This window comes from Marivirga lumbricoides, assembly GCF_014636295.1.
Classification (GTDB): Bacteria; Bacteroidota; Bacteroidia; order Cytophagales; family Cyclobacteriaceae; genus Marivirga; species Marivirga lumbricoides.
The window spans coordinates 306,872-329,331 of sequence record NZ_BMEC01000004.1; the positions used below are offsets into that span (position 1 = coordinate 306,872).

Sequence of the window (22,460 nt, forward strand, 5' to 3'; positions counted from 1 at the left end):
TAGGGATTAAATGGGTAATCACGAAAAGAGTCAATTTTAGTAACTTAAGTAGTAAGGTTATAGTTTACTTTATGTAAGCTATAACTTTTTCATTAACTACTAATATGCACTTATCTTTTAGAAGATTATTTTTTGTACTAGCTACTTCATTTGCTCTTTTTGCCGCTTTAGGTTTTGCCAAAATAGTTCTTATTCCAATAGGGATGGCCCTTCTCGTTTCTTTTATCCTGCTACCAGTTTGCAAAAGACTTGAAAAATGGGGCGTAAATAGAACCTTGTCAGCATTTTTGGCTATTCTGATGCTGATTTTAGTCCTTTCGGGTGCTATCTTTCTTTTCTCCACACAGATAATCAGCCTTTCAAAGGAAGTTTCGAATTTGAGTGCAAAATTTATGGATAGCTTCTCGGATGTGCTGGTTTTTATCAACAAGAACATCAATTTCATAGATGAATTAACAAGAGAAGAAGTAATTACAAGAGGTAAAGAATGGATGAATGAATCCAGTGCATCCATCATGAAAACTGTGGTAAATAGTATAGCCGCTATTATAGGAGGGCTCATTTCCACCATTATTTTTACTTTACTTTTTTTGATATACAGAGTGGGATTAACCAAAGGGTTTGTCAAGTTTTCTGCGAGAGATAAAAGAGAGCAAACTCTTGGCATGCTCAAAAGAGTGCAAAAGGTAGGGCAGGGGTACTTGTCCGGTATGTTCACCCTGATTTTAATTATGGGCACATCTCACAGCATCGCACTATGGATTATAGGGATCGATAGTCCTTTTCTCTTTGGCTATTTTGTAGGTTCATTGGTAATCATCCCCTATGTAGGTACAGTGGCAGGGGCTGTTATTCCTATTTTGTACGCTTTCATGACCTCAGATAATCTCCTGACTCCACTCTTGGTTATCGCATATTTTCAAGCGATTCAAATGACAGAAAGTAATTTTCTAAGTCCTAAAATAGTGGGGAATAGTATGCATGTAAATGCGTTGGCAGCTATTATCAGTCTTATCATAGGTGCAGCTGTGTGGGGTGTAGCCGGAATGATCCTCTTTATGCCTTTTGTGGCAATGCTTAAAGTGGTGTGTGATGAATTTACCCAATTAAAACCTGTTGGCTTACTGATCAGTAGCGATGTGGCAGGAGGTAGGGGAAATTCCTCTGATAAAATTGCCCGGTTCAAATCTAAATTTCGAGGTTGGTTTTCTTCTGACAAAAAGAAGAAGTAAATGGGCGGGACTTACTTTACTCTTCCGGGATTATCACTAATGAAAGCTTTCCAGCTCTTGTTTACACTTACACCACCTTTACCTTGAAAATGGTGGCAGACAGCTACACCTAAGGCATCAGTAGCGTCCAAAAGCTTAGGTATTTCTTTGATGCCTAATAATGTTTTTAACATCTCTGCTACCTGCTCTTTAGAGGCATTTCCATTTCCGGTAACCGACATCTTTACTTTCTTTGGTGCATATTCTGTAATAGGAAGGTCTTTCTGCAAAGCGGCAGCCATTGCCACGCCCTGAGCTCTCCCGAGTTTCAACATGGATTGAATATTTTTTCCATAAAAAGGCGCCTCAAGGGCAACCTCATCGGGCAGATAGTCATTGATTAAGCTGGTTACCCGATCAAATATTTTTCTGAGTTTTACTTCATGATTGGCATATTTGGACAAATGAATTACCCCATATTGCAACATGGTCATTTTTGAGCCTACTACTTTAATTATTCCATAACCCATTACCGATGTACCCGGATCTAAACCTAAAATAATTTTCTCTGCCTTTGAAGTTTGCTTTGTAACCACCATTATTGCAAAGTTAATATTCGGATTCAATTAAGTGCACATATTTGAAAAAGCGTTTTTTATTTTTAGTAAAGCTGGTAATTTCCTTAAGCATATTCTGCTTTTTGCTTTATAGGATTTTTACTGATAAAGAAGCATTTGAAGAAGCACTTTATAGCTACCAGACTAATTTGTCCATCATACTTGCTGCACTGCTTTTAATGCCATTCAATTACCTGATGGAGGTTTTTAAATGGCAGTTGAGTATCAAATCTCTCACTTATCTTCCTTTTAAACAGGCAACTGCAGGAGTACTTTCGGGAGTTTCACTAGGCTTTGTTACACCGCATGCTGTAGGAGATTATTTCGCTAAAATATGGTCCTTTAGTCATGAAGACCGGAAAAAGGCTCTCGGACCAATCCTGGTAGCAAGAATGTCTCAAATGATACCTACCCTGGCCTTTGGAGCAGTTGCATTCATAGTTTTCATTCAAAGAAAGCCCGTTTTTGATGATTACAGTAGTGATTATACCTCCTGGCTTATTCCTGTAGCAGGATTAATAGCCTTCCTACTTTTGTCATTTTTGTTTATTAAATACGGTGTTAAGAACAAAAAATGGATGTATTATTTCGATCTCATCCGAAAATTACAACTCAAATCTGTTGCTCAGTTAGTGGCCTTATCTTCTGTACGCTATTTCATCTTTTCAGTGCAGTTTATGTTGCTGCTTTCCATATTTTCATTTCCTATTTCATTTCAACAGCAGTTCCTGGGGATAGCTTTTATGTTTTTGGCTAAATCTGTTTTACCCACTTTCAACTTTTTTAATGATTTAGGAATAAGGGAGTTCAGCGCAGTGTTGTATTTTGAAACTTTTGACATAAGTGCAGCCCCTGTTATTCTAGCCAGTCTTCTGCTCTGGTTAATTAATATAGCACTTCCGGCCTTAATCGGATTATTTTTTGTTCCTCAATTTAAAATTGACCCTTCATGATGTTTTTGAACCTCTTGATTATATTGTATGCTGCTGTGCTGGGTTATTTCACTCTACTTTGGAGTAGGATTATTTCGGTATCTGCTGCAGAAAAAAAATTATTAGGAGTTTCTGTAGTGATTCCCTTCCGAAACGAGGAGCATAATTTAATTCCTTTAATTAATTCACTTACTAAAATTGACTATCCTCATCACCTACTTAACTTCATTTTTGTAAATGATCACTCTCAGGATGCTTCATTAAAAATACTTAATGCATCGCTTCAGTCTTTTCCTTTCAGGTATAAGGTAATTTCCTTATCAGATAACAGCGAAGGTAAAAAAAGCGCATTAATTCAAGGTATTTCTTATTCAGATGCAGAGTTGATTCTTACAACTGATGCGGATTGCTATCTGCCTGCAAACTGGGTGAGGGAAATGCAGGCCTCTTTTCATAATCAATCGATACAGCTGGTAAGTGGCAGTGTGGTTTTTAAAGCAAAAAACTTTCTTTCCAAAGTATTTCAAATGGAATTTGCCCCTTTGATAGGTGTGGGGGCTATTAGCATACAAAAAGGTAATGCTACAATGGCCAATGGAGCTAATCTTGCTTTCAGGAGAAATACATTTATTTTACTACAGCCATTTGAGGATAATTTACATATTCCCACAGGGGATGATATTTTCTTACTTCAGAAAATTTCTTCCAAATACCCACAAGGAGTGTATTTTCAAAAGTCTGCTGTTGTTGTCACAGGTGCCCCCACGTTAAGAGAATTTGTCAATCAAAGAATACGCTGGGCTTCAAAATGGAAGGCGGCATCGGAAAGAAAGAGTAAAATACCTGCCATTGCAGTGTGGTCATTTCACCTGCTTTACCTTATTGCTTTAGGAACGCTTTTTCAGGCACCTCAAAATGTGTTTCTTCTCTTAGCAGTTATGGCAAAAGCTGTGGCAGAGTATATTTTTATTCACTCAATTTTAAGAGATCAGCAGCAAACGACTGGATTTTTACCATTCTGTTTTCTCCAGTTTTTTTATAGTATTTATGTCGTATTGTTTGGCTTGCTTGCTAACTTTGCTACCTATCAGTGGAAAGGAAGAAATTACGGAAAATATGACAGATGATGAATTCGATTTATTAGATGAGCTCTATTTTGTGCAATCATACAGAGAAATTCAAGATGCTATCAATTGGAACGATCATCGTTTAATAGCAACTTTAACATCAATATACAAAGAGGGCTATATCAAAATTCTTAAAGCACATGATGAGGAATACAAAAATCAAAATGATAATTATGATACTATTCCCTGGAAAGAGCTCTATTTTCTTGCTACTAAGAAAGGCTTGTTACAACATAACGGCTTCTAGTTCTGCATAATTTATAATTCTCAAAGCAATAAATTGCTTTAAATTTTATATAAATCCATTTGTATATATTACCTTCATCGTAGAATATGGATACAAGCTACCAAATAGCGAATCAATACGAACTCAAAGAGCTGGAACTAAATGCTCTTCTTGAGATAACACAGGCTATTAATGATAATTTGTCTGAAGATTCCTTATATAAAATCTATAATTTCACCTTAAGAGCTAATTTAAGGCTTGCTAAATTGGTTTTGTTGGTTCAGGAAAACGGATGGCAAAGTAAAATTGAATTTGGCACTTCAAAATCTTTTGAATTTGAAGTGCCAGCTCCTGAATTGATCGAGAATAAAAAAATACTCTTTCAAAATGATCTCTCAGACACCCCTTTTGATGAGTTTGAAGTAGGAATCCCGGTATTTCATAAGAATGATTTATTGGCAGTAGTGTTTCTCGGAGGAGTTGCAGGAGGAAATGAAAAGAAGATTATAGAAAACCACCTCAATTTTATCCAGGCACTTACCAATATCATAATGGTGGCCATTGAGAATAAAAAAATGGCCAGGGCAACAATAGAGCAAGAAGTGTATGCCAAGGAAATGGAAATTGCCAAAAAGGTGCAACAGTTACTGTTTCCTAATTATCTGCCGGATCAGGATAATTTTAAAATAGCAGCACACTACTCTCCTCATAATACCGTGGGAGGAGATTATTATGATTGGCTTGAAATTGATGAGGAAAGAAAATTTGTTTGTATTGCTGATGTTTCAGGAAAAGGCGTTCCGGCAGCCATACTAATGTCCAACTTTCAGGCCTCTTTACGCACGCTTTTAAGAAAAACTTCTGATTTGGAGGAAATTGTTCATGATCTAAATCATCAGGTGTTTGAAAGTGCTAACGGAGAAAACTTTATTACTTTTTTTATGGCCTTAATTGATATGAAAAAAGATCATATTACTTATGTAAATGCAGGCCATAATCCACCTTTCCTGCTAAATGCTGAAGGAATTACAGAACTTAATACCGGCACACTGGTTTTAGGTGCTTTTAAAGAATTGCCTTTCCTTGAAATAGGTCATTTAGATATTAAGGATGGGCAGAAGTTGTTTCTCTATACCGATGGTTTAACGGAGGCATTTAATGAAGAAGATGAAGAGTTCGGTGCTGAAAAGCTTGAAGAGTTTTTAAAAGCTAATGGTAACTCCTCGCCTTCACAAATAATCGCGGATTTACTGGAACATTTAAATAATTTTGTAGGGGAGAGAGCTTTTTCTGATGATATAACCCTTTTAGTGTGCGATTTTAATGTTTGATTCCTCATTTTATAAAACACCCACTTTTATAAAATATCTGCTTCCACAAGTGGAGTGGAAAGTAGCAACAGACAAAAAAGAAATTTATCTCACATTTGATGACGGGCCCATTCCATATCTTACGGAAGAAATACTTGTTATCTTAAAGAGTTATAATGCTAAAGCCACCTTTTTTTGCGTAGGAGATAATGTTCGAAAGCATCCTGAAATATTTGAAAAGGTAATTGCTGATGGCCACGTTATCGGAAACCATACTCACAATCATTTAAAAGGGTGGAGGACCCGGCATAATCATTACCTGGAGAATGTTGAAGAATGTGCGCAGAATATTGAGAAGTTTTATGCAGGTTCAAAGAGACTGTTTAGGCCACCATATGGTCAGGTAAGCCCTTCACTGGCCAGGAAAATTAGCCAGGCTGGCTATAGAATAATTATGTGGGATGTGCTCTCGAAAGATTATGACATTAGGCTCTCTCCTGAATTGATCAGGAAAAAAACGATTGAATCAACTGGTAAAGGAAGCATTATTGTGTTCCATGATAATGTGAAAGCGCAGCACAATGTGCTTACAGTTTTGCCACAATACCTTCAACATTTTTCAAATCTTGGTTTCAAATTTCTCTCACTATGATTCTTCTGTTCTATTTGCTAATATTTATCATATTGACTGTAGTAATAGTAGATTTGATCTTGTGGATGGCTTGGAAACCTAAGCCTATGAATGCCATGCCACCTGAAGGAGAGCTTCCTTTTATTTCTATCCTGCTTGCTGTCAGAAATGAAGTACATACCGTTAACTTCGTGCTTAATTCTTTAGAAAAGCTTGATTACCCCGCAGATAAGTTTGAAGTGCTAATGGGGGATGATGGTTCTGATGATGGCAGTACAAAGATCTTACGTGCTTGGGATAAAGAAACTAATAACTTTTTTTATGTTCCCATTCAGGCAAATCAATATCAACTAAAAGCAAAGGCCAATGTACTGGCTCAGTTGGCTGATCGTGCCAAAGGAAAATACTTCATGATCACTGATGCTGATGTTGAAGTTCCTGCTTCATGGATAAGTAAACATCTGGCTTGTTGGAAAACGGGAATGGGTGTACAAAGTGGCTTCTCTCTTGTAAAAACAGAAAATTTCTTTTCCAGTATGCAAATGATAGACTGGGGACTTGCCTTGGGAATGGTGAAAATTGTAAGCGGATGGAAGGTTCCTGTTACTGCCGTAGGTAATAATATGATAGTGAGCAGAGAAGCGTATGAAGCAGTAGGAGGTTTTAGAAATATTCCATTCTCTTTAACTGAAGATTTTGCCCTGTTTCAGGCTGTTGTTCAGAAAGGTTTTGCTTTTCAGCAGTTGGCTAATGAAGAAAGTATGGTAAAAACCAATGCCATCAAAGGGTTCTGGGAGCTTCTGGAGCAAAGGAAAAGATGGATGAGTGGTGCTATGCAACTTCCTGCTTTCATGAAAACACTTTTGATCATTCAGGCAACTTATTTTCCAGCCATGCTTGTACTCATTTTCATCAATCCACTGGTAGCTATTCCACTTTTCGGACTTAAACTTACCCTACAAAGCCTTTTCGTAAATAAAATACTGGAAAGACTTAATCAATATATGCCTCTAGGCCATCTGTTTATGTTTGAATTTTACAGTGGTTTTTTATCAGTTGCGCTCATGGTCTATTATCTGCTACCTTTGCCGGTAAAATGGAAAGGTAGAAAATACGCAAAAGTATGATAGAAACACATGCGCATTTATATGCGAAGGAATTTGACAATGACAGAAATGAAATGTTGGAAAGGGCACTGGAAGAAGGGGTTTCCAAACTTTACATGCCTAATATAGATAGTGAATCTATTGATTCTATGCTGGAAGTAGAGGAAAAGTTTCCACAATCTGTTGCTACTATGGGATTGCACCCCTGCTATGTGAAGAAAGATTTTGAAAAGCAGCTTTATGAAGTAGAGAATTGGTTAAGCAAGCGTAAATTTGCTGCAGTTGGTGAGATTGGACTTGATTTTTATTGGGATAAGACTTTCAGGGTTCAGCAGGAAGAAGCGTTGAAAATCCAGATTGAATGGGCAAAAAAATATAGAATACCTATTATTTTACACTGTAGAGATTCTTTTCAGGAAACTTTCGAGATAGTAAAATCTTTACATGATCAAAATTTAAGCGGAGTATTCCATTGCTTTACAGGAACAGCAGAGCAAGCTGCGGAGGTTGCTGAACTTGGTTTTTTTGTTGGTATCGGGGGAGTGGTCACTTTTAAAAATGGAGGAGTAGCAGAACATATTCCTTCTATTGATATCAATCAAATAGTTTTAGAAACAGATGCACCCTATTTGGCACCTACTCCTAATAGAGGAAAAAGAAATGAACCGGCATTCTTAAAATTAATTGCACAAAAGATAGCTGACCTTAAGCAAATACCTCTCGATGATTTAGTCGAGATTACTACTAACAATGCCAGTAAACTCTTCAAGTGATGAATCCATACGTATTAACACATATTGAAACGGCTACTCCTAAAACGCCTGAACACGCCATTTTAATTATTTATACTGGCGGTACATTGGGAATGGTTTATAATGAACAGCAGGCGCTTGTGCCTTTTGATTTCAAACATATCCTACAGGAAGTACCTTCTCTGAAAAACTTCAACCTTAAAATAACAGTAGCCTCTTTTAAGGAGCTTATTGATTCATCTAATGTGAACCCAGGTCACTGGAGTGATATTGCAGGCCTGATTGAAAGGTTTTATAAAGAGTATGACGGCTTTATAGTAATTCATGGTACAGACACCATGTCTTTTAGTGCTTCAGCCATAAGCTTTATGTTGGAAGGGCTGAATAAACCCGTGATCTTTACAGGAGCCCAATTGCCCATTGGTGCGGCACGATCGGACGCGCGCGAGAATTTAATAACAGCTATTGAAATAGCCTCCCAACAAGTAAATCACCGACCGGTAGTGTCAGAAGTATGTATCTATTTCGATAACCTACTTTTAAGAGGCAATCGATCTAAAAAAGTTGAAAGTGTTCAGTTTGATGCTTTCCAAAGTGAAAACTACCCTGTTTTGGCGGAAGCAGGAGTAATAATTGAGTATAATTTTTCTGCCTTAAGTGCTTATCAACCGGATACGGAGCTAAAAGTCAGGAAGAATATTCATCAGGAGGTGGCTATCTTAAAGATTTTTCCAGGAATTTCTCCTCAATTTGTGAGAGGCGTTTTGGCAATTCCCGGCTTAAAAGGAGTAGTAATAGAAACTTATGGCTCGGGAAACGCACCTACCGATGAATGGTTTATCGAAGAGTTAAAAAAGGCTATAAGTAAAAATATCCTTATTTTAAATGTTTCACAGTGCATGGGAGGGAAAGTGATTCAGGGGAAATACCAAACCAGTTCTGCACTGGAAGAAATAGGTGTTATTAGCGGAAGTGATATAACAACAGAAGCGGCTATTACCAAAATGATGTATGTATTGAGCCATGCAGAAAGTTTAGAGCAACAGAGGCTTAATCTGATAAAGCCACTGAGGGGTGAAATGGAATAGATTATTTACAAAGCTCATGTATTTTTAATTCCAAGAGGAGAGCTACCTCTAAGTTGATGAGTAATATGCAGGCTATATATATGTAATTACATAAAAAAAGAAATGAAAAATATAACGATTCAGATAAAAGATGTTTTTTATGGCTTTAGAAAGTAATTATTATTGACCGTTTAACATTTTATGTTTGCATAGGCAGTAAATAATTGATTTATTTGTATTCGATTGGAAAGAGTTCAATTGAAATAAATCTTTGATTTTAATGAATAGGAGAGGTGCCAGAGTGGTCGATCGGGCTCGCCTGGAAAGTGAGTGTGCCTTCACGGGTACCGAGGGTTCGAATCCCTCCTTCTCCGCTTTTTTTAATATAAAAGAGATATTATTACCAAATAGAACAAATAATACATCTTTCGAATAAAGATTTTATTAAATTATTTTCTGTTTGTTGATAATTGTGTAAAATTGAATTCTGAATAATTTTAAAAATTGAAACACAAACTAAAAAAGAGAATTACAAACAACTTAACTATGAAAAAGCTATTTGTCTTAATGATGCTGGCCGGAGCTATGTCATTCGGTTTTACAGGCAACGCAGTTGCTCAAGAAGAAAATACAACTCAAGAGGCTGATACAAGTGCTACAGAGGCTGCAGATACAGCAGCAGTAACTGAAGAACCTGTTGAAGCAGAAGATACTATGGCTACGGCTGTTGTAGACGAAGAAGTGGTTGAAGAACAAGGATTTCACCAAGTTGTAAAAGAAAAATTTATTGAAGGTGGTTGGGAATTTATGTCAGTTGTATTAATCTGTCTTATCTTAGGATTAGCTATTGCAATTGAAAGAATCATCACTTTAAACTTAGCTACTACAAACACCAACAAATTATTGGCTAATGTAGAAGATGCATTAAACCAAGGTGGTGTAGAAGCAGCTAAAGAAGTAACAAAAAATACAAGAGGCCCTGTAGCATCAATATTTACTCAAGGTTTAATGAGAATGTCTGAAGGCGTTGAAATGGTTGAAAAATCAGTTATCGCTTACGGTTCTGTTGAAATGGGTCGTTTAGAAAGAGGTTTAGTATGGATTTCATTATTTATCTCTTTGGCTCCAATGTTAGGTTTCATGGGTACAGTAATTGGTATGATCGGTGCATTCGATGCTATTGAAGCTGCAGGTGATATTTCTCCTTCATTGGTTGCCGGTGGTATTAAAGTTGCCCTATTAACTACAGTGGGTGGTTTGATTGTTGCCGTTATCTTACAATTATTTTACAATTACTGCGTTTCTAAAGTAGATTCTTTAGTTAACCAAATGGAAGATGCTTCAATTGCTTTAGTAGACGTATTAGTAAAGCATAACTTAACTAAGTAATTTTAACTTTTTAAACTTACTAGATGGAATCATTTGTTAATATAGTTTTATATGTATCTTATTTATTGGTAATACTTGCAGCATTAGGTGCAATAGTGTTACCACTGATAAATGCATTGGGAAACCCAAAAAGCCTGTTAAAGTCGGTTTTAGGGATAGCAGCAATAGGTGTTATATTTTTAATATCATGGAGTGTTTCAGGTGATGAGGTAACTGCCGTGTATACTAAATTCAATATTACATCTACTTCTTCAAAAGTAATTGGAGGAGTCTTGATCACTACCTATTTATTAATGGGTATTGCAGTATTATCAATTATTTATTCTGAAATAAGAAAAATAGCAAACTAATGGCCAGAAGTAAATCAAGAGCATCATCAGAAGTAAATGCAGGCTCAATGGCAGACATTGCCTTCCTGTTGCTGATATTCTTTCTTGTAACTACTACCATTGCATCGGATAAGGGATTAACAATCACTTTACCTCCTAAACAAGATGATGTAGATATTGTAGATATTAAAATTAAGGATAGGAACTTGTTTAAAGTTGCTATTAACTCTGCAGATGCATTATTGGTTGAGGGCGAAAGAATGGATGATTATACTCAGATTAAAGATATGTTAGTTGAACATATTTTAAATCCGAATAATAATCCTGAATTAGCTGAGTCTCCGAAAGATGCGATTGTATCTTACAAAACTGATAGAGGTACCAGTTATGAGATCTACATCAATGTATTGGATCAATTACAAGGTGCATATTACGAAATCTATGGACAGAAAGTAGGCCTTACAGCCGAGGAATTCCGTACATTGGATTTAAGTAATCCTAAGGATCAGGCTCTATATGATAAAGGTAGAGAAGGTATTCCTATGGCAATTTCGATTGCTGAACCTTCAAGCATTGGACAATAACCTAAAAAGAAGAATATGTCAAAGTTTAAGAAAAAGACAAGTGCCAGCCAGGATATTCCAACAGCAGCACTACCGGATATTATCTTTATGCTTTTATTCTTTTTTATGGTTACTACTGTATTGAGGGAAACTGATATATTAGTAGAGCAGGATATCCCTAAAGCAGAGCAATTAAGAAAAATAGAACGTAAATCTTTGGTAAGCTACCTTTACATAGGTAAGCCTAAGAAAACTGAGGCTTTCGGTGGTGAAGCTAAAATACAAGCCAATGATGTGTTTATTGAGCCTTCTGGGGTGATGCTGTGGGTAGCTAAAGAAAAGGATAAATTAGCAGAAGTTGAGAGAGATAAGATAACCATTGCTTTAAAAGTAGATAGTGAAGCAAAGATGGGTATTATTTCTGACGTTCAACAGCAGTTAAGAGAAGCTAACGCGAGGAAATTGATGTATAATACAAGACAGCTAACTGATTTACAGAAAGCTGGTTTATAAATCAATAGAATATTATTAAATTACAAAGCCTGCACAATAAGTGTAGGCTTTTTTTATACTTTAAGTTTCTTCTTTTACTTCTCTCTCTAATATTTTGGAATTAAACAGACGGGGTACTATTAATGCATGGTGTATGTACGACTGGGCTAACTCAGTCTATGCAATAGTAATTAAATCTTCGATTTTTCCGGTATTTTATAATACAGCCACTCAAAATTTCTTCCGGGGTGATGTGGTTGATTTCTTCGGGTTTAAAGTAGTGAATACAGCACTTTATTCATTTGCTATCTCTTTTAGTTTTTTTGTTATAGCGCTATTGTCCCCATTGCTATCAGGCATTGCTGATTTTACAGGTAATAAGAAAGCATTCATGAAGTTCTTTACTTATTTAGGAGGGGTGTCTTGCATTGGTTTATTCTTTTTTACTGGAGAAAATGTTGAATGGGCTATTATCTGTTCAATTTTAGCTAGTATAGGCTATAGTGGAAGCCTGGTATTTTATAATTCATTTCTTCCTTTAATAGCAACTCCCGAGAGGCACGATATGGTGAGTGCAAAGGGCTTCTCTTTAGGTTATGTGGGTAGTATTATTCTTTTAGTAATTAATTTAGTATGTATTTCTAACCCTGAGTGGTTCAATCTTCAAAACACTGCTATAATTGCCAGAATCTCTTTTTTAAGTGTAGGGATTTGGTGGATCGGCTTTGCACAAATTACTTTCAGAAGCTTAACTGAACCAGAAAGCGCAAATCAATTCAATTTGAATATTGTAAGAAATGGCTATTTAGAACTGCTAAAGGTTGTGAAAGAAGTTAGAAATAGAAGAGTATTGAAATATTTTCTGAGTTCGTTCTTCTTTTATAGCATGGGGGTTCAAACAGTAATGTATATGGCAGCTTCATTTGGAAGTAAGGAACTGGCTTTACCTGGTGATAAACTTATACTTACTATTCTGATTATTAACGTTGTGGCTATAATAGGTTCTTATGCTTTTGCATATTTGTCTAAATTGAAAACCAATAAGTTTTCTTTATTAATGATGCTTGCCATTTGGATATTTATTTGCCTTTATGCCTACTTTGTCTATACAGCCTACCAATTCTACATTCTTGCTTTTATAGTAGGTCTGGTAATGGGAGGAATTCAATCTCTCTCAAGAAGTACATATTCCAAATTGATTCCTGAGAACACGAAAGACCATGCCTCTTACTTTAGCTTTTATGATGTTGCTGAAAAAGTAGCTATTGTAATCGGTACTTTTTCTTATGGTTTTATTGAACAATGGACAGGCAGTATGAGAAATAGTACCATCGCTTTAGGTTTATTCTTTGCAGTTGGTATTGGTCTGCTAATCATGGTAAAGATGCCGTCTCTTTCCAAAAGAACTTTGGAGGTCAGTTAGCGTCACGTTTGTTTTTGAAGTATCTCTTCAGCCAGTTTTTCTTTTCTTCTCATTTCTTCTTGTGTGGCTTCCAGCTCTTCCATGTTTTGACGTAATTCTTCTTCCTGTGCCCGCATTTCCTCTGCCTGAGATTGCATTTGTTCCAGCAGTAACCTGGTAGTTTCATTATTTTGTGTGGTAGCAATTGAGGAAGCTATATATTCACCCGCCTTTTCCAGAAAGCTTACTTCATAATCTTCAAGCTTATGAAACAAAGCCATCTCAAGTATGGCCTGAACTTTCTCATTATACATCATAGGTATAATAACAAGGCATGTTGGTGTAGCATCTCCTAAACCTGACTTTATAATAGTATACTCCTGGGGGATCTCTGTAAGAAGTAAAGTCTCTTTTTCCCTGAAAATCTGTCCCACAAGTCCCTGACCTACTTCAATTTTTTTCTTCATGAACTTTCTTCTGTCAAATGCATACGCAGCAGCCAGTCTCAGGTGGTTATTGGCGGTGTTATCTGATTCTTCTAAAACGAAAAGACTTGCTTGTTGGGCGTTTAAGTATTTGCTAAGATATTTAGTCACTTCGAAAGTGAGTTCATTTATATTTTGCTCACTATTTCTAATTACTTCTGTAAGTTTTGATAACCCTTCAGTGGTCCAGATCCTTCTCTTATTTTCAGCATCTACCTTCTCCATTTTTTGTTTCATGCTGATTAGCTGACCTGCCAGGTTTTCTTTGTTAAGTTCTTTATTATTAGAATCCATTCCTTCCCACTCCACCTGATAATTGCCAGATGCCACACTGGTGACGTACTCAGCAGCCTTTTTAAGGTTACTTATGGAGTTATTGAGAATTCCTTCAGCTCCGCGAAAGCCAGTTTCACCATCATTAAATAAATATTTCTTATTGTTTTCTCGCAAATTGAGTAAAAGAGCAGTTCTTTCTTTATGCTCTCTTTTTAACTTTATCAGAACGAAGATAAGTGTAGGCAATCCTATCAAAAGAAGAAGTAATTGTACTACTGAATTTCTAAAAATGGCATTTTCATATCTTAATTCTGCTTTCTCAATAAGTTGCTCTTGAAACTGGGCCAAATTACTACTGAAGGCTGCATTTACAGGCCAAAAGTCTCTGCCAAAGTCATTGGAAAGGATTTTGAGATATGCTTCCATGTCATCATTTTTAAGGTGTTTTACCATTTGCTCATACATATCAGCGTACTCATAAAAACCTGCTTTAACCCGCGGGTAATTAACCGGGTCACTAAAGCCTTGGATGGCAAATAAACTATCCAGTGTTCTAAAATTATCTCTATTTGTCCTCCTTGCTACATCTACACTCCAAAAAAGGAAGCCATCATCTCGTATAAGGGCATAACCTCTTCCGCTTATGTCCATTTGGCGCATATTTAGCATAGTATTCTCTGTAACCATCGTAACAAGATTGGTTTGCTCTTTCACTTCCAATGCATTACGCATTACTATTCTATTATAAAAAGATAATATTACGCTTAATAAAATTAGTGTTGATACGCTATATATCCCGATTGAAATAAGATGTGTTTTAAAGAATTTTCTCATTGAGTACCAGATTTGAAAGTTAAAGTAATTCAATTTTTTCTAAAATAAAAGCTTGATTTCAAACCTGTTTAGACTCATCAGGTAAAATTCTGTTCAATAAAATGATTTACGAATTGCTCTTCCATCCAAATCTCCATATCACCAGTAAAATAATTGTACTTAATTTATTACAGTTGATATTGCTAAAAAGTGTATTTTCAGTGTTTAAATAAAAATAATTATACTATGATTAAAAAGATACTCTTAGCGTGCATGTGCCTCGCAGTATTCTCATTAAAGGCCCAGGATACCTATCAGGTGAATGGTGTAAAAGATGAGAGGCCCGGCATACATGCCTTTACTAATGCGGTTTTACATGTAGATTATCAAACGGTGATTCCGAATGCTACTTTGATAATTGAAAAAAGTAAGATTACTGCTGCAGGCGATGGTGTAAATATCCCGAAAGGAGCTATTGTTCATGATTTAATGGGTAAGCATATATATCCGTCCTTCATTGAGCTTTCCTCAGATTTAGGCTTGCCTGATAAAGAGTCTTCTAGAGGTGCGGGGCCACAATTAGCCCCCACAACCAAAGGCGCTTATAATGCAAATGATGCAATAAAAGCTTATTATGATGCTGCGTCTCATTTTACCGTAAATACAAAGGATGCTGAAAAGCTTAAAAAGGCTGGTTTCGGTGCCGTACTAACTCACAGTAAAGATGGTCTTGTTAGAGGAACAGGGGCATTTGTTGCTTTAGGCACTGAAGCTGAGAATTTAGAGATTTTAAAAGAAAGAGCTTCATCACACTTTTCATTTGATAAAGGGAGTTCTACGCAGGACAACCCCAGCTCACTAATGGGGGCTATTGCTTTAATAAAGCAAACTTACCTTGATGCTGATTGGTATAAAAATCAGAACAAAATGGTAGACCTTTCTCTTGAAGCGTTTAACAACAATAAAAACCTGACCCAATTTTTTGATGCGGGAGGAGATAAACTCAATATTCTAAGAGCGGATAAGTTGGGAGATGAATTTGGTGTTCAATATATCATAAAAGGTAATGGAGATGAATACCAGAGGTTAGCGGAGATAAAAAATACAAATGCTACTTTAATTATACCTGTTAATTTTCCTGCTGCTTATGATGTGGAAGACCCTCTTGATGCCATTAATGTAAGCTATGAAAGCATGAAGCATTGGGAAATGGCGCCTTACAATTTAAAAAAGTTACAAGATGCAGGTGTTGAGTTCATTATTACCTCAGATGGATTAAAAGATTTATCAAAGTTATCTGAAATGTTGGAAAAGGCGATTGAAGTTGGTTTGAAGGAAGAGTTGGCTTTGAAAGCATTGACCTTTACTCCCGCCAAAACTATTGGTATGGAAAGTAAAGTTGGTAGCTTAAAAAAGGGTATGCTTGCTAACTTTATCATTACTGATGGTAGCCCTTTTAAAAAGGATACTAAAATATTCGAAAACTGGGTGCAGGGAAATATCAATTCCTATAAAGATATTTCAGAAAAGGATTTGAATGGTAAATATGACCTTACCATCGGAAAGTTAGATTTTAAACTTCAAATCTCCGGAAAACCTACGAAACCTGATTTTCATATAATCGAAAATGACTCTGTGAAGACTGATGTGAAGTCTTCAGTTGATAAAACTTTAGTAACGCTTTCATTTGAGCCAAAAGATACAGTAAATGCAACCGGGAAAATTAGACTTTCAGGTTGGATAACTGAGAATGGACTAAACGGAAAAGCAGAAATGGCTGATGGAAGCTGGGTTGAGTGGTCTGCGAAAAGAACTGGGGATCTAGAGAAGAAAGAAGAAAAGAAAGAAGATGAAAAGTCAGCAGGAGATAAAGAAGAGCCGGGCAAACTGATTTACCCTTTTGTGGCTCATGGATTACCTGAAAAGCCAACTTCAGAAACAATTCTTATCAAAAACGCTACTGTTTGGACCAGTGAAGCAGATGGTGTGTTAGAAGCCACTGACGTATTATTGCAAAATGGTAAAATAGCCAAGATAGGTAAAAACCTTTCTGCATCTGGTGCAAGAGTGATAGATGGAACAGGCAAACATTTAACGCCCGGAGTTATTGATGAACATTCGCATATCGCTATAAGCAGAGGTGTAAATGAAGGCTCAGAAGCTGTTACTGCAGAAGTAAACATTGAAGATGTTGTGGACTCAGATGACATCAATATTTACAGACAATTATCAGGAGGGGTAACCTCAGCACAGTTACTACATGGCTCAGCTAACCCTATTGGTGGCCGCTCAGCTATTATAAAGTTAAAGTGGGGCTATGGTCCTGAGGAGTTGAAAATTAAAGGAGCAGACAAGTTTATCAAGTTTGCTTTGGGTGAGAATGTGAAACAATCCAACTGGGGAGATAGAAATACAGTACGTTTTCCTCAAACCAGAATGGGAGTTGAAGGTGTTTTTGAAGATGCTTTCACCAGAGCCCTGGCTTATGAAAAGGAATGGAAAACTTATAATTCATTGTCGAAAAAAGAAAAAGCAAATGCATCAGCGCCTAGGAGAAATTTAGAAATGGAAACTATTGTAGAAATTCTTAATGGTAAGCGCTTTATTTCATGTCACTCTTACGTTCAGTCCGAAATAAATATGCTGATGCACGTAGCTAACCGATATAATTTCAAAATAAACACCTTCACTCATATTTTGGAGGGCTATAAAGTAGCCGATAAAATGAAAGAGCATGGTGTGGGAGGTTCAACATTTGCTGATTGGTGGGCATATAAATTCGAAGTAAATGATGCAATACCGTATAATGCGGCATTAATGCATGGTCAGGGAGTAGTAACCGCTATTAATTCTGATGATGCTGAAATGGGTAGAAGGTTAAATCAGGAAGCTGCCAAAACTATAAAATATGGTGATGTTGAAGAACAGGAAGCTCTTAAAATGGTGACCATAAATCCTGCTAAATTACTTCATCTGGATAACAGAACAGGAAGTATAAAAGTAGGAAAGGATGCAGACGTAGTGCTATGGACTGATCATCCGCTTTCTATTTATGCTAAAGCCGAAAAGACAATTATCGAAGGAGCGGTTTTTTATGATTTGGATAAGGAAACAGAAATACTGGCAGGAATTCAATCAGAGCGTGCTCGCTTAATCAGAGAGATGCAGGGAGATAAGAAAAACGGCAAGGCTACTCAAAAAGGAAAGCCAAAATCTCAGATTATCTACCACTGTGAGACTGAAATTGAAAATTACTCATCATTAAAATAATTGAAGAATGAATAAATTAATAAATCATATTTTAACTTGTTTTTTGCTGCTGGTAATTTTTCCCTCGGCATTTGCACAAGTACCTGCACCGGGTGATGCGCAGACTAAACCTATTGCAATAATGAATGCTATAGCACATTTAGGCAATGGAAAAGTTATTGAGAATTCGGCTATTACCTTTGAAGATGGTAAACTTACTGTAGTGGCAGATGCCACCACAATCAGACTTGATTTAAGCCGCTTTAGAGTTATCAATGCAGAAGGGATGCATGTTTACCCCGGCTTGATTGCTTCCAATACAATTATAGGGTTAGAGGAGATTGCAGCGGTACGTGCAACACGGGATCAGGATGAAGTAGGAGAGTTTAACCCGAACATTAGAGCGCTGGTAGCCTACAATACTGACTCAGAGATTATTCCTACCACAAGGTTCAATGGTGTTTTGTATTCTCAAACCACACCACGAGGCGGAAGGATTTCAGGCAGCTCATCTGTAATGGGTTTGGATGCATGGAATTGGGAAGATGCAGCACTTAAGGTAGATGAGGGAATTCATTTAAACTGGCCATCACGTATGCTTTATCCAAGATGGTGGAGAGGTGAAACAGAATGGCGTGTAAATGAGGAGTACGATGCTGAATACGATCAGTTAAGTGGTTTTTTTAAAGAAGCAGTATCTTACGGAGAAATGGGTGAACCTACTGTTCCTAATTTGAAAATGAAGGCTATGTCAGGGCTATTTGATGGCTCTAAAACGCTTTATATTCATACTGGGAGGGCCAAAGAGATCATTGAGTCCATTCAGTTTGCACAGGAGCATGGAGTGAAGAAGATTGTTCTGGTAGGAGGGGACCAGGCTTTATATGTAGCAAGTTTCCTGAAAGAAAACAATATTCCTATTATTCTGGAAGATACACACCGACTGCCTGAGCAGAGTAGCGATGCAGTATATCTTCCTTACCAACTTCCTTTTTTATTGAAAGAAGCTGGCCTAAAAGTGGTTATCAGCCAGTGGGATGAAGTGATGAAAGTGAGGAATTTGCCTTTTGGTGTTGGTACGGCTGCTGCTTACGGATTAGGGAAAGAAGAAGCTTTAAAAATGGTAACTTTGAATCCAGCCCAAATAATGGGGGTAGATGACAAAATTGGTTCATTGGAAGTTGGCAAACTGGCCTCTATAGTGGTTTCAGAAGGTGACTTGTTGGACATGAAAACTAATAAGCTAAAGCATGTCTTTGTAGAAGGTAGAGAGGTCACTCTTGATGCTCATCAGCAGAGACTTTATGAGAAGTTTAAAGAGAAGTATGAAAAGCAGGAATAGTATAGAAGTAAAAATATAATATTGTTATAAAATAAAATGCCCTGTGATCAGGGCATTTTATTTTCAAAACTATCTTTCAGATAGTTAATTCCTTGAAAATCTTTTTAATGAAGTTCCGGATTAAGGGATTCTACCTCTTTAATCATACTCAGTATTTTTTTCTTATCAGAGGTAGCCATTTTCTCTACTAGTTCACCATTTTTAAAACTCGCAAAGAAAGGTAAACTATATACCCCTGCCAGCATTCTTGCTTTCGGGTTGTCTGGTGCATTTATTTCGAAGAAAGAGACATTCTCAGAATTTTGCTCAGCTATTTTCTCAAACTCCGGAGCAATAGCCTTACAAATCCCACACCAGTCTGCTTGAAACTTAATGATTATATTTTCATTGTTTTTCAAGATTTCTTCAAGATTCTGATCATTTGCTTGCTGTATCATATATTGTTACAATTAATTTTATTTTTCTATACAACATAATCGTAGTAATTGTTCTATATAGATTCAGATCAGGTAAGTAGTTTTATGTACCTTTTTGTGGCTTGTTTTTAGCCTTTTTGTAGCCTTTTGGCAGGCGGTTTCAGAAATTTAATATTTATCGAAGTTATTGGATAGTTAATCGTATGCCACATTTTAAAAATCCAGAAAGATAATTTATGTATTGAAGAGGTGTAGTTTTTTAAGAGAAAGGCAGGATGTATGTTTATTTTAAAAATAAATCTCTATTATGATTCTATTTCATACTTTCCGTAATCCCGGCTGATAAATTTTAGTTAAAAATCGGATTACTTTTTTAAAAGCTTTACAATATCTACTTCTTAAAGATAAAGTAAACTGCAAGCACAAGAAATATAAAACCTACCAAATGGTTCCACTTAATAGTTTCATTTTTGAAAAAAGTAAAAGTAAACAACATAAAAACAATTAAAGTAATTACCTCTTGCAATACTTTTAGCTGAACCAAAGAGAAGGGGCCACCATTTTCCTGATAACCAATCCTGTTGGCTGGTACCTGGAAGAAATATTCAAATAGAGCAAGCCCCCAGCTTATGAGGATAATGGAAATGAGGCCAAGCTTATTGAACCATTTCCATTCATGAAACTTTAAATGACCATACCAGGCTAATGTCATAAAAGTGTTTGACAAAATTAGCAGCCCAATTGTATAGATAGCTTTCATCTTTCAACGCCTACAAGGCTTTCCAATAATTAATACAGCACTCTGAATTTAATAGTATGGTCAATATCTCTTAAAGACTTGATAAGGTCATTAGGATAGGCTTTATCAATATCTGTGATTACGTACCCAATCTTTTCATTGGTTTTTAGGTATTGGCCAACAATATTTATCTCATGCTGCGCAAAAAGCTGATTTATTTTAGCAATTATGCCTGGCACATTTTTATGTATATGAATCAATCTGTGAGCATTTTGTAACCTCGGTAATTGTAAATTTGGAAAATTTACACTGTTTGTAGTGGTGCCGGTATTGATGTAATCCATTATTCTGGCAGGCACAAACTGACCGATATTTACTTGTGCTTCTTCCGTACTACCTCCAATATGTGGTGTTAAAATGGTATTAGGCAAACCTCTTAATTCACTTTCGAAAGGATCATTATTACTCTTTGGCTCCTTTGGAAAAACATCTATGGCACATCCTGCTACCTTTTTAGATTTAATGGCAGCTTTCAAAGCAGGTATGTCCACCACATGTCCACGGCTTAAGTTCAGGAAGATGACACCATCTTTCATTAAATTAAATTCTTTCTCTGTGATGATGTTAGTATTTTCTACCCTTCCATCCACATGCAAGGTGACAACATCAGCTGTTTTTAATAAGGCCTCCATTGACTCCACCTTAGTAGCATTTCCTAAGGCCAGCTTCTCTTCAGCATCGTAATAGTAAACATCCATTCCAATACTTTCAGCAACTACCGAAAGCTGAGCTCCAATGTTGCCATAGCCAATAATCCCTAGTTTTTTACCCCTAATTTCCCGACTGCCAGAGGCTGATTTATCCCATTTACCATGGTGCATTAATATGGACTTGTCAAATATATTTCTAATCAACATAATAATGCTTCCTAATGCTAGTTCTACCACAGAACGCGTGTTACTAAACGGAGCATTAAATACAGCTATACCTTTGTCCTGACAAGCATCTAAATCAATTTGATTGGTTCCTATGCAGAAGGCCCCAATAGCCATCAGTCGGTTAGCATTTTCTATCACCTTCTGAGTGACCTGAGTTTTTGAACGGATTCCTAAAATAGAAATACCTTTAATTTTCTCACAAAGCTCATCTTCATCTAGTCCTGCAGGATAAACTTCTACAGAAAAGCCCTCATTTTCTAATAAGGCAACACCCATAGGATGCACATTTTCCAGCAATAGAACTTTAATCCTGTTTTTAGGGTAGGAGATAGCTGAGGCTATCTTATTCACAAAAAGCACCTCATCTAGTGAAGGCGCAATGTGATCAGCTTTCTCCATTACTTTTTCCCGGCTAACATTTTCAGTAAATGCGTAGAACCTGTTGGCAAGTCCGGCAGCTTTTATTTCATAGTCATTGTGGCCATCACCAATAACATAAATGTCACCATCCAAATCTAAAGCGCGAATTACTTCAGCTTTCCCACCATCTTTGGAAAGAGGGTTATTCTCATCAAAACCAGTTACATTGCCTTTCTCATCAAATACTAATTCATTGGCAAAAATATGATCCGGTAGCACTCCCAGACTTGTTACAATAGGCTCAATGTATTCTTTAAATCCATTCGATATCACGTATATTTTATCAGAATAGGTAGCAAAAAATTCTGTGTTTCTTTGAAAGGACACAGAAACCTGATCTTTTAAAGCATTTATTAATTGTGGTAAATGTGATTTGTTAGCTTCCAAAAGCAATAACCTGTCCTTTAAGGAATCCCTGAATGAAATTTCTCCATTCATTCCAAGGTCCGTTAGTTCCTTTATTTTGGCTTCGGCTGCTACTTTTTGCGGTTTCCCTTCCAAAGAAATAGAAGCTAATAAGTCCATTGCCTCAACGCGTGTTAAGGTACTATCGAAATCTATGATAAAATACTTGTCCATAATGAATTGATATTCAAGTTAGCAAAGCTATAAAACCTAAAGGGTAAAA

At 36.5% G+C, this 22,460-nt stretch carries 21 protein-coding genes and 1 tRNA gene; 17 read left to right on the forward strand and 5 right to left on the reverse strand.

The window, feature by feature from the left end:
• Positions 1-104 precede the first annotated feature (104 nt).
• The gene (locus IEV85_RS08155; RefSeq protein WP_188462095.1) at positions 105-1,232 is read left to right on the forward strand and encodes an AI-2E family transporter; all 1,128 of its coding nucleotides are present in this window, start codon (positions 105-107) and stop codon (positions 1,230-1,232) included.
• Positions 1,233-1,243: 11 nt separating this feature from the next.
• On the opposite strand, the gene ruvC is transcribed toward IEV85_RS08155, so the two are convergent.
• Positions 1,244-1,810: a crossover junction endodeoxyribonuclease RuvC gene (ruvC, locus tag IEV85_RS08160; RefSeq protein WP_188462097.1), complete on the reverse strand. Its 567-nt coding sequence runs from the start codon at positions 1,808-1,810 to the stop codon at positions 1,244-1,246.
• Between the two features lie 41 nt (positions 1,811-1,851).
• On the opposite strand from ruvC, the gene IEV85_RS08165 reads away from it, so the two are divergent.
• The 14 genes from IEV85_RS08165 to IEV85_RS08230 all read left to right on the forward strand — a co-directional run bounded on the left by IEV85_RS08165 (position 1,852) and on the right by IEV85_RS08230 (position 13,175).
• Positions 1,852-2,781: a lysylphosphatidylglycerol synthase domain-containing protein gene (locus IEV85_RS08165; RefSeq protein ID WP_188462099.1), complete on the forward strand. Its 930-nt coding sequence runs from the start codon at positions 1,852-1,854 to the stop codon at positions 2,779-2,781.
• Entirely contained in the window at positions 2,778-3,887 is a 1,110-nt protein-coding gene (locus IEV85_RS08170) for a glycosyltransferase (RefSeq protein WP_188462101.1), read from the forward strand. Before IEV85_RS08165 ends, IEV85_RS08170 begins: the two co-directional genes overlap by 4 nt.
• Positions 3,877-4,134, forward strand: a complete 258-nt coding sequence (locus IEV85_RS08175) for a hypothetical protein (protein ID WP_188462103.1) — start codon at positions 3,877-3,879, stop codon at positions 4,132-4,134. Before IEV85_RS08170 ends, IEV85_RS08175 begins: the two co-directional genes overlap by 11 nt.
• Before the next feature lie 86 nt (positions 4,135-4,220).
• The gene (locus IEV85_RS08180) at positions 4,221-5,444 is read left to right on the forward strand and encodes a PP2C family protein-serine/threonine phosphatase (RefSeq protein ID WP_188462105.1); all 1,224 of its coding nucleotides are present in this window, start codon (positions 4,221-4,223) and stop codon (positions 5,442-5,444) included.
• Positions 5,437-6,075 (forward strand): polysaccharide deacetylase family protein, encoded by a 639-nt coding sequence (locus tag IEV85_RS08185; RefSeq protein ID WP_188462107.1) that lies wholly within the window; start codon positions 5,437-5,439, stop codon positions 6,073-6,075. Before IEV85_RS08180 ends, IEV85_RS08185 begins: the two co-directional genes overlap by 8 nt.
• A complete protein-coding gene (locus IEV85_RS08190) occupies positions 6,072-7,181 on the forward strand; it encodes a glycosyltransferase (protein WP_345259445.1) in 1,110 nt (369 codons plus the stop codon). Before IEV85_RS08185 ends, IEV85_RS08190 begins: the two co-directional genes overlap by 4 nt.
• Positions 7,178-7,933: a TatD family hydrolase gene (locus IEV85_RS08195; RefSeq protein ID WP_188462111.1), complete on the forward strand. Its 756-nt coding sequence runs from the start codon at positions 7,178-7,180 to the stop codon at positions 7,931-7,933. Before IEV85_RS08190 ends, IEV85_RS08195 begins: the two co-directional genes overlap by 4 nt.
• On the forward strand, positions 7,933-9,000 hold the full coding sequence (locus tag IEV85_RS08200; protein ID WP_188462113.1) for an asparaginase: 1,068 nt from the start codon (positions 7,933-7,935) through the stop codon (positions 8,998-9,000). Before IEV85_RS08195 ends, IEV85_RS08200 begins: the two co-directional genes overlap by 1 nt.
• Before the next feature lie 266 nt (positions 9,001-9,266).
• Positions 9,267-9,353, forward strand: a tRNA-Ser gene (locus IEV85_RS08205).
• 172 nt (positions 9,354-9,525) lie between these two features.
• A complete protein-coding gene (locus tag IEV85_RS08210; protein ID WP_188462115.1) occupies positions 9,526-10,368 on the forward strand; it encodes a MotA/TolQ/ExbB proton channel family protein in 843 nt (280 codons plus the stop codon).
• 23 nt (positions 10,369-10,391) lie between these two features.
• Positions 10,392-10,718: a hypothetical protein gene (locus tag IEV85_RS08215; protein ID WP_188462117.1), complete on the forward strand. Its 327-nt coding sequence runs from the start codon at positions 10,392-10,394 to the stop codon at positions 10,716-10,718.
• On the forward strand, positions 10,718-11,281 hold the full coding sequence (locus IEV85_RS08220) for an ExbD/TolR family protein (protein ID WP_188462119.1): 564 nt from the start codon (positions 10,718-10,720) through the stop codon (positions 11,279-11,281). Before IEV85_RS08215 ends, IEV85_RS08220 begins: the two co-directional genes overlap by 1 nt.
• A 15-nt stretch (positions 11,282-11,296) precedes the next feature.
• Positions 11,297-11,773 carry an ExbD/TolR family protein gene (locus IEV85_RS08225; RefSeq protein ID WP_188462121.1) on the forward strand — a complete coding sequence of 159 codons (477 nt, stop codon included), beginning with the start codon at positions 11,297-11,299 and terminating at the stop codon, positions 11,771-11,773.
• A gap of 94 nt (positions 11,774-11,867) precedes the next feature.
• Positions 11,868-13,175 (forward strand): MFS transporter, encoded by a 1,308-nt coding sequence (locus IEV85_RS08230; RefSeq protein ID WP_188462123.1) that lies wholly within the window; start codon positions 11,868-11,870, stop codon positions 13,173-13,175.
• A gap of 2 nt (positions 13,176-13,177) precedes the next feature.
• Here the strand turns inward: IEV85_RS08230 and IEV85_RS08235 are convergent, their stop codons facing one another.
• A complete protein-coding gene (locus IEV85_RS08235; RefSeq protein ID WP_188462126.1) occupies positions 13,178-14,647 on the reverse strand; it encodes a GAF domain-containing protein in 1,470 nt (489 codons plus the stop codon).
• Positions 14,648-14,974: 327 nt separating this feature from the next.
• Here IEV85_RS08235 and IEV85_RS08240 point away from each other — a divergent pair, with 327 nt between their 5' ends.
• Positions 14,975-17,998 carry an amidohydrolase family protein gene (locus IEV85_RS08240; RefSeq protein ID WP_188462128.1) on the forward strand — a complete coding sequence of 1,008 codons (3,024 nt, stop codon included), beginning with the start codon at positions 14,975-14,977 and terminating at the stop codon, positions 17,996-17,998.
• 7 nt (positions 17,999-18,005) lie between these two features.
• Positions 18,006-19,319, forward strand: coding sequence for an amidohydrolase family protein (locus tag IEV85_RS08245; protein ID WP_188462130.1), 1,314 nt, complete (start codon positions 18,006-18,008; stop codon positions 19,317-19,319).
• A 104-nt stretch (positions 19,320-19,423) separates the two neighbouring features.
• On the opposite strand, the gene IEV85_RS08250 is transcribed toward IEV85_RS08245, so the two are convergent.
• The 3 genes from IEV85_RS08250 to serA form a co-directional block, all read right to left on the reverse strand.
• On the reverse strand, positions 19,424-19,756 hold the full coding sequence (locus IEV85_RS08250) for a thioredoxin family protein (RefSeq protein ID WP_188462132.1): 333 nt from the start codon (positions 19,754-19,756) through the stop codon (positions 19,424-19,426).
• Between the two features lie 370 nt (positions 19,757-20,126).
• Positions 20,127-20,495 (reverse strand): DMT family protein, encoded by a 369-nt coding sequence (locus tag IEV85_RS08255; RefSeq protein WP_188462134.1) that lies wholly within the window; start codon positions 20,493-20,495, stop codon positions 20,127-20,129.
• Between the two features lie 29 nt (positions 20,496-20,524).
• Entirely contained in the window at positions 20,525-22,411 is a 1,887-nt protein-coding gene (gene serA / locus IEV85_RS08260; protein ID WP_188462136.1) for a phosphoglycerate dehydrogenase, read from the reverse strand.
• Positions 22,412-22,460 lie beyond the last annotated feature (49 nt).

What these genes read in the sequence shown, in the direction of transcription:
- IEV85_RS08155 (WP_188462095.1), top strand. Translation starts at nt 105, where the DNA reads ATGCACTTATCTTTTAGAAGATTATTTTTTGTACTAGCTACTTCATTT.
- ruvC (WP_188462097.1), bottom strand. Translation starts at nt 1,810, where the DNA reads ATGGTGGTTACAAAGCAAACTTCAAAGGCAGAGAAAATTATTTTAGGT.
- IEV85_RS08170 (WP_188462101.1), top strand. Translation starts at nt 2,778, where the DNA reads ATGATGTTTTTGAACCTCTTGATTATATTGTATGCTGCTGTGCTGGGT.
- IEV85_RS08175 (WP_188462103.1), top strand. Translation starts at nt 3,877, where the DNA reads ATGACAGATGATGAATTCGATTTATTAGATGAGCTCTATTTTGTGCAA.
- IEV85_RS08180 (WP_188462105.1), top strand. Translation starts at nt 4,221, where the DNA reads ATGGATACAAGCTACCAAATAGCGAATCAATACGAACTCAAAGAGCTG.
- IEV85_RS08185 (WP_188462107.1), top strand. Translation starts at nt 5,437, where the DNA reads ATGTTTGATTCCTCATTTTATAAAACACCCACTTTTATAAAATATCTG.
- IEV85_RS08190 (WP_345259445.1), top strand. Translation starts at nt 6,072, where the DNA reads ATGATTCTTCTGTTCTATTTGCTAATATTTATCATATTGACTGTAGTA.
- IEV85_RS08195 (WP_188462111.1), top strand. Translation starts at nt 7,178, where the DNA reads ATGATAGAAACACATGCGCATTTATATGCGAAGGAATTTGACAATGAC.
- IEV85_RS08200 (WP_188462113.1), top strand. Translation starts at nt 7,933, where the DNA reads ATGAATCCATACGTATTAACACATATTGAAACGGCTACTCCTAAAACG.
- IEV85_RS08210 (WP_188462115.1), top strand. Translation starts at nt 9,526, where the DNA reads ATGAAAAAGCTATTTGTCTTAATGATGCTGGCCGGAGCTATGTCATTC.
- IEV85_RS08215 (WP_188462117.1), top strand. Translation starts at nt 10,392, where the DNA reads ATGGAATCATTTGTTAATATAGTTTTATATGTATCTTATTTATTGGTA.
- IEV85_RS08220 (WP_188462119.1), top strand. Translation starts at nt 10,718, where the DNA reads ATGGCCAGAAGTAAATCAAGAGCATCATCAGAAGTAAATGCAGGCTCA.
- IEV85_RS08225 (WP_188462121.1), top strand. Translation starts at nt 11,297, where the DNA reads ATGTCAAAGTTTAAGAAAAAGACAAGTGCCAGCCAGGATATTCCAACA.
- IEV85_RS08235 (WP_188462126.1), bottom strand. Translation starts at nt 14,647, where the DNA reads ATGCGTAATGCATTGGAAGTGAAAGAGCAAACCAATCTTGTTACGATG.
- IEV85_RS08240 (WP_188462128.1), top strand. Translation starts at nt 14,975, where the DNA reads ATGATTAAAAAGATACTCTTAGCGTGCATGTGCCTCGCAGTATTCTCA.
- IEV85_RS08245 (WP_188462130.1), top strand. Translation starts at nt 18,006, where the DNA reads ATGAATAAATTAATAAATCATATTTTAACTTGTTTTTTGCTGCTGGTA.
- IEV85_RS08250 (WP_188462132.1), bottom strand. Translation starts at nt 19,756, where the DNA reads ATGATACAGCAAGCAAATGATCAGAATCTTGAAGAAATCTTGAAAAAC.
- IEV85_RS08255 (WP_188462134.1), bottom strand. Translation starts at nt 20,495, where the DNA reads ATGAAAGCTATCTATACAATTGGGCTGCTAATTTTGTCAAACACTTTT.
- serA (WP_188462136.1), bottom strand. Translation starts at nt 22,411, where the DNA reads ATGGACAAGTATTTTATCATAGATTTCGATAGTACCTTAACACGCGTT.